Annotated in this window: 18 protein-coding genes and 1 tRNA gene; 9 read left to right on the forward strand and 10 right to left on the reverse strand. The window is 71.2% G+C overall.

Going from position 1 to position 14,344, the window contains the following annotated elements; all coding sequences use genetic code 11:
• The first annotated feature begins 123 nt into the window (after positions 1-123).
• The gene (locus tag AAH991_RS26565) at positions 124-591 is read left to right on the forward strand and encodes a hypothetical protein (RefSeq protein ID WP_346228630.1); all 468 of its coding nucleotides are present in this window, start codon (positions 124-126) and stop codon (positions 589-591) included.
• 125 nt (positions 592-716) lie between these two features.
• Here the strand turns inward: AAH991_RS26565 and AAH991_RS26570 are convergent, their stop codons facing one another.
• The gene (locus AAH991_RS26570; RefSeq protein ID WP_346228631.1) at positions 717-1,250 is read right to left on the reverse strand and encodes a YbhB/YbcL family Raf kinase inhibitor-like protein; all 534 of its coding nucleotides are present in this window, start codon (positions 1,248-1,250) and stop codon (positions 717-719) included.
• 142 nt (positions 1,251-1,392) lie between these two features.
• On the opposite strand from AAH991_RS26570, the gene AAH991_RS26575 reads away from it, so the two are divergent.
• Entirely contained in the window at positions 1,393-2,091 is a 699-nt protein-coding gene (locus AAH991_RS26575) for a GntR family transcriptional regulator (RefSeq protein WP_346228632.1), read from the forward strand.
• Positions 2,092-2,294: 203 nt separating this feature from the next.
• Here AAH991_RS26575 and AAH991_RS26580 read toward each other — a convergent pair whose 3' ends face one another.
• A complete protein-coding gene (locus AAH991_RS26580) occupies positions 2,295-2,882 on the reverse strand; it encodes a hypothetical protein (protein WP_346228633.1) in 588 nt (195 codons plus the stop codon).
• Between the two features lie 94 nt (positions 2,883-2,976).
• Between AAH991_RS26580 and AAH991_RS26585 the strand changes: the two genes are divergently transcribed.
• Positions 2,977-3,750, forward strand: a complete 774-nt coding sequence (locus tag AAH991_RS26585; protein WP_346228634.1) for an SDR family NAD(P)-dependent oxidoreductase — start codon at positions 2,977-2,979, stop codon at positions 3,748-3,750.
• 7 nt (positions 3,751-3,757) lie between these two features.
• Here AAH991_RS26585 and AAH991_RS26590 read toward each other — a convergent pair whose 3' ends face one another.
• Positions 3,758-4,414, reverse strand: coding sequence for a response regulator (locus tag AAH991_RS26590; RefSeq protein WP_346228635.1), 657 nt, complete (start codon positions 4,412-4,414; stop codon positions 3,758-3,760).
• Positions 4,404-6,476, reverse strand: coding sequence for a sensor histidine kinase (locus AAH991_RS26595; RefSeq protein ID WP_346228636.1), 2,073 nt, complete (start codon positions 6,474-6,476; stop codon positions 4,404-4,406). The genes AAH991_RS26590 and AAH991_RS26595 overlap by 11 nt, the downstream gene beginning before the upstream one ends.
• Before the next feature lie 237 nt (positions 6,477-6,713).
• On the opposite strand from AAH991_RS26595, the gene AAH991_RS26600 reads away from it, so the two are divergent.
• Positions 6,714-7,343 carry a hypothetical protein gene (locus AAH991_RS26600; protein WP_346228637.1) on the forward strand — a complete coding sequence of 210 codons (630 nt, stop codon included), beginning with the start codon at positions 6,714-6,716 and terminating at the stop codon, positions 7,341-7,343.
• A 13-nt stretch (positions 7,344-7,356) separates the two neighbouring features.
• On the opposite strand, the gene AAH991_RS26605 is transcribed toward AAH991_RS26600, so the two are convergent.
• Positions 7,357-8,217: a helix-turn-helix domain-containing protein gene (locus AAH991_RS26605; protein WP_346228638.1), complete on the reverse strand. Its 861-nt coding sequence runs from the start codon at positions 8,215-8,217 to the stop codon at positions 7,357-7,359.
• Between the two features lie 102 nt (positions 8,218-8,319).
• Here AAH991_RS26605 and AAH991_RS26610 point away from each other — a divergent pair, with 102 nt between their 5' ends.
• On the forward strand, positions 8,320-9,015 hold the full coding sequence (locus tag AAH991_RS26610) for an SDR family NAD(P)-dependent oxidoreductase (protein WP_346228639.1): 696 nt from the start codon (positions 8,320-8,322) through the stop codon (positions 9,013-9,015).
• Between the two features lie 44 nt (positions 9,016-9,059).
• Here AAH991_RS26610 and AAH991_RS26615 read toward each other — a convergent pair whose 3' ends face one another.
• Complete coding sequence (locus AAH991_RS26615; RefSeq protein ID WP_346228640.1) at positions 9,060-9,428, reverse strand: barstar family protein; 369 nt, start codon at positions 9,426-9,428, stop codon at positions 9,060-9,062.
• An 8-nt stretch (positions 9,429-9,436) separates the two neighbouring features.
• The gene (locus tag AAH991_RS26620; protein ID WP_346228641.1) at positions 9,437-9,850 is read right to left on the reverse strand and encodes a ribonuclease domain-containing protein; all 414 of its coding nucleotides are present in this window, start codon (positions 9,848-9,850) and stop codon (positions 9,437-9,439) included.
• A gap of 152 nt (positions 9,851-10,002) precedes the next feature.
• On the opposite strand from AAH991_RS26620, the gene AAH991_RS26625 reads away from it, so the two are divergent.
• A complete protein-coding gene (locus tag AAH991_RS26625) occupies positions 10,003-10,821 on the forward strand; it encodes a glycoside hydrolase family 16 protein (RefSeq protein ID WP_346228642.1) in 819 nt (272 codons plus the stop codon).
• Positions 10,822-10,931: 110 nt separating this feature from the next.
• A complete protein-coding gene (locus AAH991_RS26630) occupies positions 10,932-11,447 on the forward strand; it encodes a DUF4142 domain-containing protein (protein ID WP_346228643.1) in 516 nt (171 codons plus the stop codon).
• 49 nt (positions 11,448-11,496) lie between these two features.
• Here the strand turns inward: AAH991_RS26630 and AAH991_RS26635 are convergent, their stop codons facing one another.
• A complete protein-coding gene (locus AAH991_RS26635) occupies positions 11,497-11,619 on the reverse strand; it encodes a hypothetical protein (protein ID WP_264294895.1) in 123 nt (40 codons plus the stop codon).
• 197 nt (positions 11,620-11,816) lie between these two features.
• On the opposite strand from AAH991_RS26635, the gene AAH991_RS26640 reads away from it, so the two are divergent.
• Together AAH991_RS26640 and AAH991_RS26645 are read left to right on the forward strand one after the other, a co-directional pair.
• Entirely contained in the window at positions 11,817-12,275 is a 459-nt protein-coding gene (locus tag AAH991_RS26640) for a MaoC family dehydratase (RefSeq protein WP_346228644.1), read from the forward strand.
• A gap of 139 nt (positions 12,276-12,414) precedes the next feature.
• A tRNA-Arg gene (locus AAH991_RS26645) sits at positions 12,415-12,487 on the forward strand.
• Positions 12,488-12,564: 77 nt separating this feature from the next.
• On the opposite strand, the gene AAH991_RS26650 is transcribed toward AAH991_RS26645, so the two are convergent.
• The gene (locus AAH991_RS26650) at positions 12,565-13,035 is read right to left on the reverse strand and encodes a hypothetical protein (RefSeq protein WP_346228645.1); all 471 of its coding nucleotides are present in this window, start codon (positions 13,033-13,035) and stop codon (positions 12,565-12,567) included.
• 76 nt (positions 13,036-13,111) lie between these two features.
• Positions 13,112-14,242, reverse strand: a complete 1,131-nt coding sequence (locus AAH991_RS26655; RefSeq protein WP_346228646.1) for a serine hydrolase domain-containing protein — start codon at positions 14,240-14,242, stop codon at positions 13,112-13,114.
• Between the last annotated feature and the right edge of the window lie 102 nt (positions 14,243-14,344).

Genomic DNA, 14,344 nt, shown 5'->3' on the forward strand with positions numbered 1-14,344 from the left:
TGCGGCGCGCGGTCATACGGGCTCACCTGCGGGGCCGTAGGTCGTTCTTGACACTGGTACATCGTACGAGTACGGTCCCGTCGCGACAACTAGTACGGCGTACTAGTAGGGAGAGGACACGCGGTGCGCATCAATCTCGCGAGGGTGGCGATGGGCGGACTGGTGGCCGGGGTGGTGCTCACCGCGCTCAACGCGATCAAGGGCGGCGCGATCCCCGCCTTCAACGCCGAATGGGCACAGGCGATGGGCAGGCTGGGCATCGAGATGCGCGGCGCGTCGAGCGGCCCGGGCACATTGGCCTTCTTCACCGCGACGAGCCTGGTGTACGGGCTGGCGGGCGTATGGCTGTACGCGGCGATCCGGCCGCGCTTCGAAGACGGGCCGCGGACTCGGATACTCGCCGGCGCGATCCTCTGGCTGGTCGGCTATCTGCTGCCGATGGCCGGATATGCGGGCATGGGTCTGTTCTCCGCCCGGCTTGTGGCGCTCAGCGGCGGGCTCTCGCTGGTGGAGATGATCATGGCGGTAGCGGCCGGCTCATGGCTCTACCGCGAAACGGCGACCCGGTCCCTGGCCTCCGGTCACGGATGACCCCCGCATACGGGCCCGAGGTGGGCGAGCACCGCAGCGGCCGTCCGGAAGGCGTCCGGACGGTCCGCCGCGGCGGCTCGGGGACACCGCGCTCGATGTGTCGGCGAGTGCGGGCACGCCGTTCGTCAGGCGGGGGTCTCGGCGGTCGCGATCAGGACCGCGCGGCCGAGGGTGTGGCCGGCCATGGTGAAGCCGAGGAGGGCCGGGGTGGCGTCGGCCGGGACGCCGATGGACTCGACATCGAGGGCGTGCACCACGACGAAATAGCGGTGCGGGCCGTGCCCGGCCGGTGGGGCGGCGCCGATGAAGCGGGCCACACGGGCGTCGTTGGGCAGCTGGAAGGCGCCCTCGGGAAGGCCTGAGCCGCTGTCGTCGCCGGCGCCCTCGGGAAGTTCGGTGACGGAGGCGGGGATGTCGGCGACCGCCCAGTGCCAGAACCCGGACCCGGTGGGGGCGTCGGGGTCGTAGACGGTGACGGCGTAGCTCCTGGTGCCTTCCGGGGCGCCGCTCCAGGACAGCTGCGGGGAGATGTCCTTCCCGCCGGGGATGCCGGAGGAGAACTGCGCGGGCGGCCAGGGGGCGCCGTCGGCGACGGTGGTGCTGGTCACGGTGAAGGACGCCGCCTCGGGGAGGCGGGCGAAGGGGTCGTTGGCGGTCATCGCGTCGTTCCTTTCGGGCCGTGTTGCGTGGGCGTGCGGGTGAACGGAGAGCCCGCGACTCGGTCAGGGCATCACCGTCGGCTCGCCGAATCGACAATAACACGGAAAATCGATTATTTGGCGAATCGTCTATGCTTGTCGCATGACCCGCACGGCCCACCCCTCGAACTCGCCCGGCACGCAGATGCTCTCCGAGCAGGTCTACGCGCACCTGCGAGACGCGATCATGCGCGGGGACTACGCCCCCGGTGACGCCCTCAAACCGCAGGACATCGCCAAGGACCAGGGCGTGAGCCTGGCCGTCGTGCGCGAGGCGCTGGTGCGGGTGGTCGGCGAGGGCCTCGCCGACCGGCTGCCCAACCGCGGCTTCGCCGTCCCGTCCTTCTCCGACCGCCGCTGGCAGGAGGTCGCCGAGGCCCGCCGGGCCATCGAACCGGTCGTGCTGCGCATGTCCATCGAGCGCGGCGACGTCGACTGGGAGGCCCGCGTACGAGCCGCTCATCACCGGCTGGCCCGCACCCCGGCGTTCGTGCCCGAGGAGGGCGAGTACTACGCCAGTGCGTGGTCCGAGGCCCACCGGGTCTTCCACCGCACCCTGCTGGAGGGCTGTGGGAACCCCGTACTGCTGGAGACCTTCGACCGGTTGTGGACCGCGAGCGAGCTCGCTCGCCGCTTCTCGTCGCACCGCGACCCCGGCCGGGATCACGTCGGCGAGCATCGCCGGCTGGAGGAGGCGGCGCTGGCCCGCGACGCCGGCACCGCGGCCGAGGTGCTGTCCCGGCACCTCACCCTGACCGCGGCCGCACTGGCCGGCCGTACCCCCCAGGCGAAGGAAGCCTGACAGGCGTCACCTGGCCGGACGCATGCACCTGATCGCCGGCACCGGAGCCGTGGATGTCGCCGCCGCACGTGGTGGCGGGTTCGGCCCCTGTGCGCTCTCTTGTGGCCTCTCACCCGAGGACCGGCCGCGTAAGCGAGGGTGCGTGACCCCCTTGCAGCCGAGGCTCTCAATCGGGTCTCGATGAGGGGGTGGGGAGGCTTGAGCTAGCTCTCCCAGGTGGCGTTCCGCACCACGGTGGCGAGTCCGGGAGTGGTCCACTGGTCGACGATCAGGAGCTTTTCCTTCGGCAGGTACCACTCGCGCTGCTTGAACGTCGACTTCTCGGTCGCGTCGTCGTACGTGACGCAACGCCCCGGCCATACGCGGTAGTGCGCCTTGTGGCCCTCTCCGATGTTCCGGTGACCGACGGCGATCGCCTTGCCGAGAACATGGCCGAGCTTGGGGTCGGTCGGGCAGGGGGCGACGTCGACGGCGGGATAGAACGGTCCATTGACGGGGTTGTAGGGCCGGAAGCCCTCGCCCCCGGTCTTGAGCGTCTTCGCTCCCATCACCCAGAAGCCCCGGCACCTGGGCTCGAAGTAGTGGCTCTTGGGCTTGGCGCAGGCGCCGGTCACCACGTGCACCTGGTCGGCGCTCCGGTAGACCCGCCAGGCGCGGGGGATCTCCAGGGTCAGCCCGCCGGACAGCCGCAGGGACGTGGTGGAGGAGGCGGAGGCGCGGCCGGGGCCGGCCACAGCGACGGCCCCGATGACGGCGCCGGCAGCGGCGACCAATGAGATCGTTCTTCCCATCACGGCGCAAATAGTAGTGATGATCTCTCTGTAGGTCATTTGGGGTACGTCGCTCGTCGACCAGGTAGATCTCGATGTCGCGAAAGGGGCGGATATGGGCTCTTCGTACGTTGTCACCGGAGGCGGTCGCGGTGTCGGACGTGCGCTCGTCGAACGACTCCTCGGCGACGAGAACAGCGTCGTCGTCATCGAATTCGACCCGGCGGCGCTGGCGTGGACCCGTACCCATCCGGCCGGCTCCCGGGTCATCGCGGTGACCGGCGACGCCGCCGACGAGACCGTGGCGGAACGGGCCGCCGACCTGGCCCAGGCCGCGGGCCCGCTGGCCGGTTGGGTCAACAACGCGGCCGTGTTCCGGGCGGCCACGCTGGACCTCCCCTCGGCGCGGGAGGTCCTCGACCTCGTCGGGGCGAACTTCGCCCCGGCGGTCGTGGGATGCACGACCGCGATCCGCCGGTTCCTGAGCGCCGGCACGGGCGGGGCGATCGTCAACGTCTCCTCCCACCAGGCGCGGCGGCCGGTGCGCGGCTCCTTGCCGTACGCGACGGCCAAAGCCGCCGTCGAAGGACTCACCCGGGCACTCGCCGTCGACTACGGCCCGCGTGGCATCCGGGTCAACACCGTCGCCCTCGGCTCGATCGCCACCGAGCGCTATGAGGCGTTCCTGCACGGCCAGGAGCCCGCGGAGGCCGCACGGATCGAGCGCGAGATGGGCCTGTTGCACCCGGCCGGCCGGGTGGGCCGCCCGGAGGAGGTGGCCGCCGCCGTCGCCTACCTGCTGTCCGGCGAGGCGAGCTTCGTCAACGGCGCGACCGTGCCGGTCGACGGAGGCCGGTCGATCCTCGGACGCGACCCCGAAGAGGCCTGATGGGCGGTCACCGGCCGAGGCCGGCGTCGCGGGCGCGGATGATCGCCTCCGCCCGGTCGGCGGCCTGGAGTTTGGTGAGCACCGCGTGCACGTGGTTGCGCACGGTCTTCTGGGACAGGAAGAGCCGCGCGGCGATCTGGCCGTTCGACAGGCCGGCGGCCACCAGGTCGAGCACCTCGTGTTCCCGGGCGGTCAGGGCCGGGAACGGCGAGACGGCACCGGCCTGCGGCCTCGGGGCGAGGAAACCGGCGATGCGCGAGGCCAGGACCGCGCCGAACACGACGCCGCCGCCGGCCACCGTGGTGATCGCGCGGACGACTTCGTCCGGCTCGGCGCCCTTGAGCAGGTAGCCGCGGGCGCCGGCACGGAGCGCGTCGAAGATGGTGCCGTCCTCCTCGGACATCGTGAGCACCACGATGCCGATCTCCGGGTGCTTCTCGAGAATGCGACGGGTGGCCTCGATGCCGTCCATGTCCGGCATCTGCACGTCCATGACCACGACGTCGGGATCCCGCTCGGCGGCCTGCCGCAGAGCCTCGACGCCGGTCGCGGCCGTTCCCGCGACCTCGACCTCGTCGATGCTGCTCAGCAGTGCCGCGAAGCCTTCGCGGAACACCGGGTGGTCGTCCACCACGAGGACCCTCACCGGCCGCTTAGCGGTCATTCTCCACCTTTCCGGTAGACGTGAGCACGGGCGTCCGCCCGGACGACGTGACGGGCAGGCGCGCCCGCACCCGCGTGCCTGCGGGCTCCACGGCGGTGACCGTGCACGACCCGCCGAGTTCGGCGGCCCGTTCGCGCAACGACACCAGTCCCACGCCGGCCACCGTCTCCGGGGGGAGGCCGACTCCGTCGTCGACGACCACCACGTCGAGGTGCCCCTCGTCGACGTCGCGGATCAGCGACACCACGCACTCGCCGGCCTTCGCGTGCCGCACCACGTTGGTGATCGCCTCCGACGCGATCCGGTAGGCCGCCACCTCCACGGCGGCCGGCAGACCGGCGAGGTCGCCCCGCTCCTCGACCCGGACGGTCAGGCCCGGGGCGCGCAGCCGCTCCGCCTGCTGGCGGATCGCGCCGACCAGGCCGACGTCGTCGAGCGCGGGCGGGCGCAGGCCGTGCACCAGCCGCCGTACCTCGGCGAGCATCCCGGTCAGCTCCTGACGGGCCGTGCCGAGGATCCGGTCGGCGTCCTCGCTCGACCGGCGGGCGGTGATCCGGGCCGTGTCGATCCGGGACGCGACCGCCGCGAGAGTGGGGCCGAGGCCGTCGTGGAGCTCGCGGCGCAGGCGGCGCCGCTCGTCCTCGACGGCGGAGACGATGCCCTCCCGGCTGCGCTGCAGCTCCTCCGCGAGGCGTACGGCACGGGCCGCCGCGGCGGCCTGGCGGATCAGGTCGGCCAGCAGCCGTTCGTCACCGGCGGTGAGCCGGCGGCGGGCGGCCCGGCGCGGCAGCAGCAGCCGCCCGATGCGCTCACCCCGGTAGGTGATGGGAAGCGCCTGCGTCTCGGCGGGACGCTCGCCGTCCTCCACGAGCAGCACTTCGCCGCTGACCTGGGTGATCTCCACGCCCACGTAGGGCGTGCGGAAGGCCTGGGCCACCGTACGGGCCAGCGTGACGAGCTGCGCCTCCGAGTCGTCGGTCCGCTCCAGCCGCTCGGCGAGCCCGGACATCACGTGGTAGGGGTCGTCCCGATCCCCGATGACCCAGCGCCGCACCAGGCGCCAGAGCCGGTGCCGGAGCTGGGCGTACAGGATGGCGACCGCGAAGACGGCGATGACCAGGCGCTCCCCCTCGTTGAGGCGCGGCCCGAGCAGCCGGCCCGCACCGCCGAGGACCAGCAGGTCGAGGACGAACGTCAGGGCGAGCAGGAGGCCGTACACCAGCGTCCCGCCGAGCAGCCGGTCCACGTCGACGAGGTCCGGGCGCACGATCCCGATCGCGACCGACCCGGCCGTGAGGATCACGGCGATGGTCAGGCCGGCGGCGCCGAACCAGTTGGGCAGCAGCCGGAACGTCAGCATGACCAGGAGGTCGACCACGGCCGCCCACAGCAGCCAGCGCATCCGGGCACGGTCGATGCCGGTGACCGCGCGGTAGCGCCGCACCACCACGACGAACGGGGTGACCAGGCTCAGCGGGAGGCTCAGCTGAGCCACCAGCAGCACCCCGGTCCAGACGGCGTCCGGCAGCGGGAGGTAGAGCGCCTCGAGGTTCAGCGCGCGCAGCGGCGCGGGCAGCGGGGAGGACTCCGAGGTGGCCTGGGCGATGGCGGACGGCGCCGCGAGCAGGGCCAGCGGGAGCAGGCTCGTCAGCCCGAGACTGAGCAGCGAGGCGCCGCGCCACCACCCGGAGGGCAGCTTCCCGTCCGGGAACAGCAGCAGCACCAGGGGGAGCAGCAGCACCAGGCCCGCTCCGAGCCGCTGGTAGACGACGAAGGCCGCGGACGCCCCCGGGAGCGCGGGGTGGTGCGTGGTGGCGTACGCGAGCCACGACGACGCCACCCCGTCCAGCGCCCACCAGGCGCCGAAGGCCGACATCAGGCGGCCGAGGGTGTGGCGCGGGTAGCGGCGGAGCACCACCATGCCGGCCGCGGCGAGTGCGACACCCGCTGTCGCGTCGACCGCGCCCGGCTGCAGTTCGAGCACGGCGCGGTGGGCCTGCGGCACCCGCAGGTCGATCAGCGCCGCCACCAGTGTGGCGGTCACGGCGATCGCGAGGAGCACAGGCCCGAGGCTCAGGCGCGAAAGCCGACGAACCGTCCCAATCTGCACCAGGAAAGTGTGCCCTCGGCAGGTGCCCGATGTCCCTAGGACGCACGTCCCATCTGTCCTGGGACGCGAGAGATGCCGGGAATCGGGACACGAGGCCCTGACGACCTGGGCCGGTGGTTCGTGAGGATCGTCCTCGTCGCCGCGGCGACCGCCGCCGCCATCGAAACCCGCTGCTCAGAAGGAACGACGATGACCCTCCACACCCAGCCCAGCACCCGCGCCGCCGACGCGTCCCCGTCCGCGCCGCTCGCCGAGGCGACCGTACGCCGGCTCGCGCTGGGCCTTTCCACCGGCGCACTGGCCTGGTCCGCCGTCAGCTTCCTCTACGGATTCAACCCCGCCACCGAGACGGGAGTGAAGATCACCGACCTGGGCGGCCTGGCGTTCCAGTTCGGCGCCCTGTCCCTCCTCGCGGTCATGGTCCGTACGAGGGCGACCGGGGTGAGCCGCGTGGCCCGCGCGATGCTGCAGGTCGAGCGGGTGCTGCTGGCCCTGGCGATGGCGTGGAGCGTCTTCCACGCGTTCCTGCCCGGCCAGCGGGACAGCGTCTGGCTGGGGATCCTCGACGCGTTCTGGCCGCTGTCGATGCTGGGCATGTTCGTGATCGGTATCAAGGTCGCCGTCGCCGGGCGGTGGCGCGGGGCGGCCCGCTTCTGGCCGCTCGTCGCCGAGAGCTGGGTGGTCGTCACCCTCCCGACCATGGCGATCCTCGGCACGTCCGTGTCGGACGTCGTCGGCGCGGCCCACCTGCTCGTGGGCTACACCACGCTCGGCCTCATCATCGCGTTCCGTCCCGAGCTCGTACGCGGCGCGAGCTGAACGCCCTACCGGCTCAGCGAGCCGGGGCCGCGACACCCGTGACCCGGACGAGATCGAGCTTGGTCTCGTCCTCGCTGCCTGGTACGGCCGTGTAGACGACGATCTTCAGATCGGTGTCGGAGTCGCAGAGCACGTCGCAGTCGACCGTGACGTCCCCCACCGCCGGATGCCGGATCGTCTTGCGATCCTCCGCGTGGCCGCCCACGGCGCCGGAGTGCCACAGCTCGGCGAAGCGGGCGTTCCCGGCCAGCGTCCGGCGGATCAGCTCGCTCAGGCGCGTGTCCTCCGGGTAGCGGCCGGACGCGCGCCGCAGGTCGGCGACGATCGCCCGGTCGGTCGCGTCCGCGTTCTCGGAGACGACGGGCCAGGCCGCCAGGCGCGTGCGATCGGACGCCGCGGGGAAGCGCGAACGCACCAGGTTCCGCTCCTCCGGCGGGACCACGGAGGGGTCGCCGAGGAGCGCCGCCCAGCCGCGGTTCCACCACAGCAGCCGCCAGTCCGCGGCGAACACGGCGACCGGCGCGTCCCCGAGCCGGGTGAGCAGCCGCTGCATTCCGGGCGGGATGTGGTCGCTGATCACGCCGTCCCGGGGCGGTTGCAGCCCGGCGAGGCGGTAGAGGTGGTCGCGCTCGGCCCGGCTGAGCTGGAGCGCCCGTGCCAGCGCGGCGGCGACCTGCGCCGACGGCGTGGTGGCCCGGCCCTGCTCCAGCCGGACGACGTAGTCCACCGAGACGCCCGCGAGGTCGGCGAGCTCCTCGCGGCGCAGCCCGGCCGCACGGCGTACGCGGCCTGCGGGCAGGCCGACCGCCGCGGGGGAGAGCCGGTCGCGCCACGCGCGGATCGTCGAGCCCAGGCTCGTCTCGTCTGTGGTCATACGCCCATTCTGCGTGGGCCGCGGGACCCCAGGGTGGTACTGCCTGTCCTACCGGAGCGCTCTCCCTGGTTGTCCGCGCCCCGTCCGGCGATGCTTCCAACCATGACGATCACCTTCATCACCGGGGCCAACAAGGGCCTCGGCTTCGAGACCGCCCGCCGCCTCATCGACCTCGGCCACACCGTCGTCATCGGCGCACGGGACCCCGAGCGCGGGCAGACGGCGGCCGACAAGCTCGGCGCGCGCTTCGTGCGGATCGACGTGGCGGACGACGCGTCCGTCGCCGCCGCGGCGGCCGACGTCGCCGCGCACGAGGGCCGCGTCGACGTCCTGATCAACAACGCGGGAATCATCGGCCCGCGCGTGCCCGCCGAGGAGCTGATCGCGGACCACGCCCTCGAGGTCTACCAGACGAACGTCGTGGGCGTCATCCGCGTGACGAGCGCCTTCCTGCCGCTCCTGCGGCGGTCGGAGCACCCGGCGATCGTCAACGTCAGCAGCGGCACGGGCTCGTTCGCGCTGACCCACGACCCGGCCCGCGTGGAGTCCACGGTGGTGGGGCCGCTCTACACGTCCTCGAAGTCCGCGGTGACCATGCTCACCACGCAGTACGCGAAGGCGCTGCCCGGCATCCGGGTCAACGCCGCCGACCCCGGCTACACCGCGACCGACCTCAACGGGCACAGTGGCACCCAGACCGTGACGGAGGGGACCGACGCGATCGTGGCGCTCGCGACCGAGGGACCGGACGGCGGGACGGGCCGGTTCGTCGACCGCTTCGGCCCCGTGCCCTGGTGACGGCCCTCCGGCCCTGTGCCCTGGTCGTCGCGGGGCCGCGCCGGTCAGGACAGGGCCTCGATCACCCGCCTGCGCAGCAGGGGCTCGTGGCCGGGGCCGGCGTGGAGCGTCAGGGTCAGCCCGGACTCGGCGGCGCCGGCCAGGACGGCCAGCAGCGTGGCGAACTGCCCGGGAGGCTCGGCGTCGAGCAGTTCCTCGGCGTGTCTCACGACCAGACGGGTCGGCCCGATGTCGCGCAGGGAGTCGGTGAGGGCGTCCCAGTTGCGGCCGAAGTAGGCGGGGAGGCACAGAACCCGTGCCACCTCCTCGAAGAAGGCGGCACGGGTCCGGCAGGCCCGTCCCTCGACGACCGCCGGGGCCGGGGCGGTGGTCACCGTGAGCCACGGAGGCAGCGGGCGTGCGGCGGAGGCCATGACGGGTCCTAGAGCCGGTAGAAGTCGGTGTAGTGGTTGGGCGAGAACCAGGTCACGCCCGTGCCGCGGTCGACGACGATCCGGTACGCGTCACGCGAGGCGCCACGCGCCCTGGAGTAGACGTCGTACTCGTAGTAGGTGGCGCCGCCGGGAAGCTGGCCCTCCCGGTTGTAGAAGCGCCCGCCGGTGTAGTTGTACTTGCCGTCGGGCCAGGAGTACCAGCCGCTGCTGGTGGGATACCCCTTCCCGGCCCAGATCGCGTTCGCCGAGCGGGCGTCGGCGCAGCGGGAGATCGAGCAGGAGCCGTAGACCGAGGCGTGGGCGGGGACGGCGCCGGTCACTGCGGTGAGGGCCACGATGGCGGCGATCACGACGGTGAGCCGTCCCGCCCGGGACGGCCGGAAGCGTCGCGGAGTCTGCACGAGACCTCCTTGTGGGGGCGAGGGGACAGACACTCGCCAGCATCACCTCGGAACCGGGCCGGACCAAGGCCGACGCGGTGAACTTTCGCCGTCTTCTCTCGTATGCCCCGATGTGAGCCTCGGCTTCCCCTGAGCCGCGCCAGGATTGCCGTATGAGCGAAGCCCTGGACGCGACGTGTGCGCCGGACCCGGTGACGAAGGCCGGCTATGTGCTGGAGTTCGAGGACACCTTCGAGGGCGGCGTGCTCGACGAGAGCCGCTGGATCCCGCGTTACCTGCCTCAATGGACCACGCATGCGGCCTCGGCGGCCCGATACCGGGTGGGCGACGGCTGCCTGCGCCTGTTGATCGAGGAGGACCAGCCGCCGTGGTCACCGGAGACCGAGGGCCGGATGCGCGTGTCCTCACTGCAGACGGGCGTGTTCTCCGGGCCCGTGGGCAGCGGCGTCGGCCAGCACGGGCGCGGCCGGGCCGTCGTCCGCGAAGCGCAGGAGGAGGCCCGGCTCTACACCCCTCACCACGGCCTGATCGAGATGCGCGCCAGGGCCACCGGCGATCCACGCGCCATGGTCGCGCTGTGGATGATCGGCTTCGAGGACGCGCCCGAGCGGTCCGCGGAGATCTGCGTCTGTGAGATCTTCGGACGTGACGTACGGCCGGACGCGGCGAAGGTCGGCATGGGCGTCCACCCGTTCGGCGACCCCGCGATCACCGACGACTTCGCCGCCGAGGTCCTCCCCATCGACGCGCGGGAGTTCCACGTGTACGCGGCCGAGTGGACCCCGGACCGGGTGACGTTCCTCGTGGACGGCCGGCACGTCAGGACCATCCGGCAGTCCCCGGACTATCCGATGCAGCTCATGCTCGGGATCTACGAGTTTCCCGGCGCCGAGGGGCCGGACCGGGTGGGGCCGTACCCCAAGGAGTTCGTGGTCGACTACGTGCGGGGCTACCGGCCCGTGACACGCTGAGCCGTACCGGGGACGCGGCCGGTGGGTATGAGGCATGTGAAGCGTCATGCCCGGATGGTCGGAGCCGATCAGCCGGCGCTCGGCCGTCCGGTGAAGGATCGGGGGATCTGATGCTGAGATGGCTCATCGTCCTGGTCGCGGCCGTGGTCGCGGCACTGTCAGGGGTCACGGCAGGCTACGCGGCGCCGCCGGATGTCAGCGACAAGGACAAGGCGTTCCTGGTCGCCGCGCATCAGGACAACCTCACGGAGATCCAGGGCGGGCAGACCGCCGAGCGGCAGGCCGCCAAGCAGTCGGTCAAGGACGCCGGCAGGAAGCTGGTGCAGGACCACACCTCCCTCGACGCCCAGCTCAAGCGGGTGGCCGAGAAGCTGGATGTGAACCTGCCGAGCCGGCCGAGCGAGGAGCAGCAGGCCGAACTGCGCCGGCTCGCGGCCAAGAGCGGTGCCGCGTTCGACCGTGCCTGGATCGACGCACAGGTCAAGGACCACCGCAAGACCCTGCTCGCCCTGGATGAGCAGGTGTCGAGCGGATCCTCGGAGGAAGTGAAGAATTTGGCCCGGGCCGCCAAGCCGGTGGTCCAGGAGCACCTCGACCTGGTCGAGAGCATCCAGAGCGGCGAGTGACGACCGGTGCCGGCCGGGGCTGGTCTCCGGCCGGCACGTCCCCCCGAGCTCACCCGAACAGCTTGACCAGCAGCAGGATGATGAGCGCCCAGCAGACGAGACCGGCGACCACGACCGCGATGAGGCCGCGAAGCCGATATCGCTTGCCGGGTGGGCCGGGCTGCTCGTCCACGTCTCCTCCACGCCGGGGTGTGTTCCGGCGGTCTGCTGATACCCCGCAGGTCACGAGCGGCTCGTCACTGATGGAGATGTGTTTGTTGCTGATCGTGACATGGCTCGCCAGGTCCCCGGTGGCACCAGTGTGAGCGGCGCCCGGCTCCCAGTCCCCCGTTTCCGCCGAGCGGCGGCGCGCATGCGTAGGGTGCGATCATGCGGATCTTCACGAATCTCGCCGAACTCAAGGCGGCCAAGGGCGAACATCTCGGGTACAGCGACTGGCGGGAGATCAGTCAGGAGAGAGTGGATCTCTTCGCCGACGCGACGGACGACCACCAGTGGATCCACGTGGACCCGGAACGGGCGAAGGACGGCCCGTTCGGCGGCACCATCGGGCACGGGTACCTCACGCTTTCGCTGCTGCCGACGCTGGTGAGCGAGTTGTATCAGGTCGGCGGCCTGCGCATGGCCATCAACTACGGGCTCAACAAGGTGCGCTTCCCCCGGCCGGTTCCCGTCGGGTCCCGCGTACGGGCCGGGGCCGAGATCGCCGACGTCAAGGGAACCCCGTCGGGCACCCTCGTGAACCTGCGCGTCACGATCGAGGTCGAGGGGGTCGACAGGCCGGCCTGCATCGCCGACACGCTCACGCTCTTCGTTCCGCAGGAGTGACCTCTCTCGCCCTCGGTAGGGCTCCGATAGTACGGGGGCGGCTTGACCGGGGGCGGAGCAGTTTATTGGCGCAAGCAGGGGTGAGGGGTCTGGTAGAGTTACACCCGTTGCCGGGCACCGCAGGTGAACAGGCAGCAAAGCGGCCGTAGCTCAATGGATAGAGCATCTGACTACGGATCAGAAGGTTAGGGGTTCGAGTCCTCTCGGCCGCGCCCAACTCAAGGGCCCATTCCGAACATCGGGGTGGGCCTTTTTGATCTCTGTACAGCAGGTGATACAGCAACGGCATCTACTGGCGATCCCAGAGGTCCCGACCGTCGCGGCCTGAGGGGTCCATGGTGAGTAGGTCCTCGTGAAGATGCCGGACCGCTCTGCCTGTTAGTTCACCCGAGGCTGTGGTCTCCATCAGTCGCCAGCCAGGGGAAACGTCTGGTGCTTCGCTGTCGCGGCCGGCGGCTGTGAGGTTGTAGAGCAACCCGAACACCGCCTCATAGGCGGCGACTCGCGCGAGCTGGGCGAGGTCGTGGCGGTCCGCACCGTGGGCGAGTAGCCGGGCCGCGGCCGGGATGTTCTCCAAGGCGCCTGGAGCAGCCCAACTGTCGATCAGCTCCGGCCAGACGCGTCGTAGCGCGAGAAAGCGAGCCAGCTGAGGGATGCCTTCCGATATCTCGGAGAGAGCCCAACTATCGGGATCAGCCGCACCCAGTGCCGCGAAGCTATCCCGCAAGGCGAGCAGTGCGGCGGGATCTTCGTCATTCATTTGGATATTGCAACACAAGCAGACATGAGCTCGTGCGGCTTCAGCGGGCGGGCAGAGCGGCCGTCCGTCCTGCTGCTCAGCCGGTTCCGCAGAGTGCGTGGTCGATCAACCTGGAGGCCGCTCTCATCTGACGCAGGGAGCGGTCCTCGGAGTCCGCGTATTCGGTGGAAACCGAGACGACGACACCCCGCCGGCCGTCCTCGGAGAAGCCGTTCCTCGTCATGAAACCGACGATGTCTCCGCCGTGACCCCAGTAATGTCCGCCGCACGACAGCGGGATGGAGAACAACCCGAGGCCGTACCGCGCTCCGGGAAAGGCTCGTCGCACCTTCGCGTCGGTGGCGACGGTCCGCTTCAACTGGCCGAGCTCCGCCGGGCGCAGCAGCCTGCCGCTGAGCAGAGCGCGGTAGAACCGGTCGAGGTCGGCGGTGGTCGAGACGATGGCTCCGGCGGCGTCGGCGGTGTAGGGCGCGCGGGTTCGGGTGACGTCGATGAGCGTGCCGTCGGGGTACCGGTCGTAACCCTCGGAATGCGGGTCCGGAACGTCCGGGGAAAGGCCCGGCACACTGGTGTCACGCAGACCGAGCGGACGAAGGATGCGCCGGTCGACCTCCTCGGACCACGGGCGCCCGGTCGCCCGTTTGATGATCATCCCGAGCAGGATGTACCCGGCGTTGCAGTACCTCCATGACGTCCCGGGCGCGAAGTCGGGCCGGTGCCGCATGGCCTCTTTCACCAACGCGTCCGGCGGGACGATGTCGAACCGGTGCCGGTAGTAGTCGGCCGGTGTCTCATGTCCTTCGTCGCCTTCATGGATACCGCTCGTGTGCTGGAGCAGCTCACGGACGGTGATCTTGTTACCGTCGTTGCCGTTGCCGTGCACCACGCCGGGCAGCCGGCGTTCGACCGTGTCGTCCAGCGACAGCTTCCCTTCCCCCGCCAACTGCAGGACGACGGTCGCCACGAACGTCTTGGTGGAACTGCCGATCCGGAAATGGTCGTCCGGCTTGACCGGGCGCCGGGTGCCGGCGTCGCCGAAACCACTGGTGGCCGCCAGGTCATGGCTGTCATGCGTCGCACGCGACTGGACCCCTGTCGCCCCGGTCGCGGTGATCGCATCGGTGTCGCGCTGCAACCGGCTCTGGTCGTACGGCTGGGGCGCGGCCGTGCGCGTCGCAGCCGTTCCGCATGCCGCTGCCCCCAGCACAGTCGCCAGGGCCGTGACCGACGCTGCCAGGCGTGCCCGGGGCCCGCGCGGCTTCGGCGCTCTCACGTACCGTGTTGTCCCCCTGACCATGGGATCCATGTG

It is taken from the genome of Microbispora sp. ZYX-F-249 (assembly GCF_039649665.1).
In the GTDB taxonomy this organism is placed as follows: domain Bacteria; phylum Actinomycetota; class Actinomycetes; order Streptosporangiales; family Streptosporangiaceae; genus Microbispora; species Microbispora maris.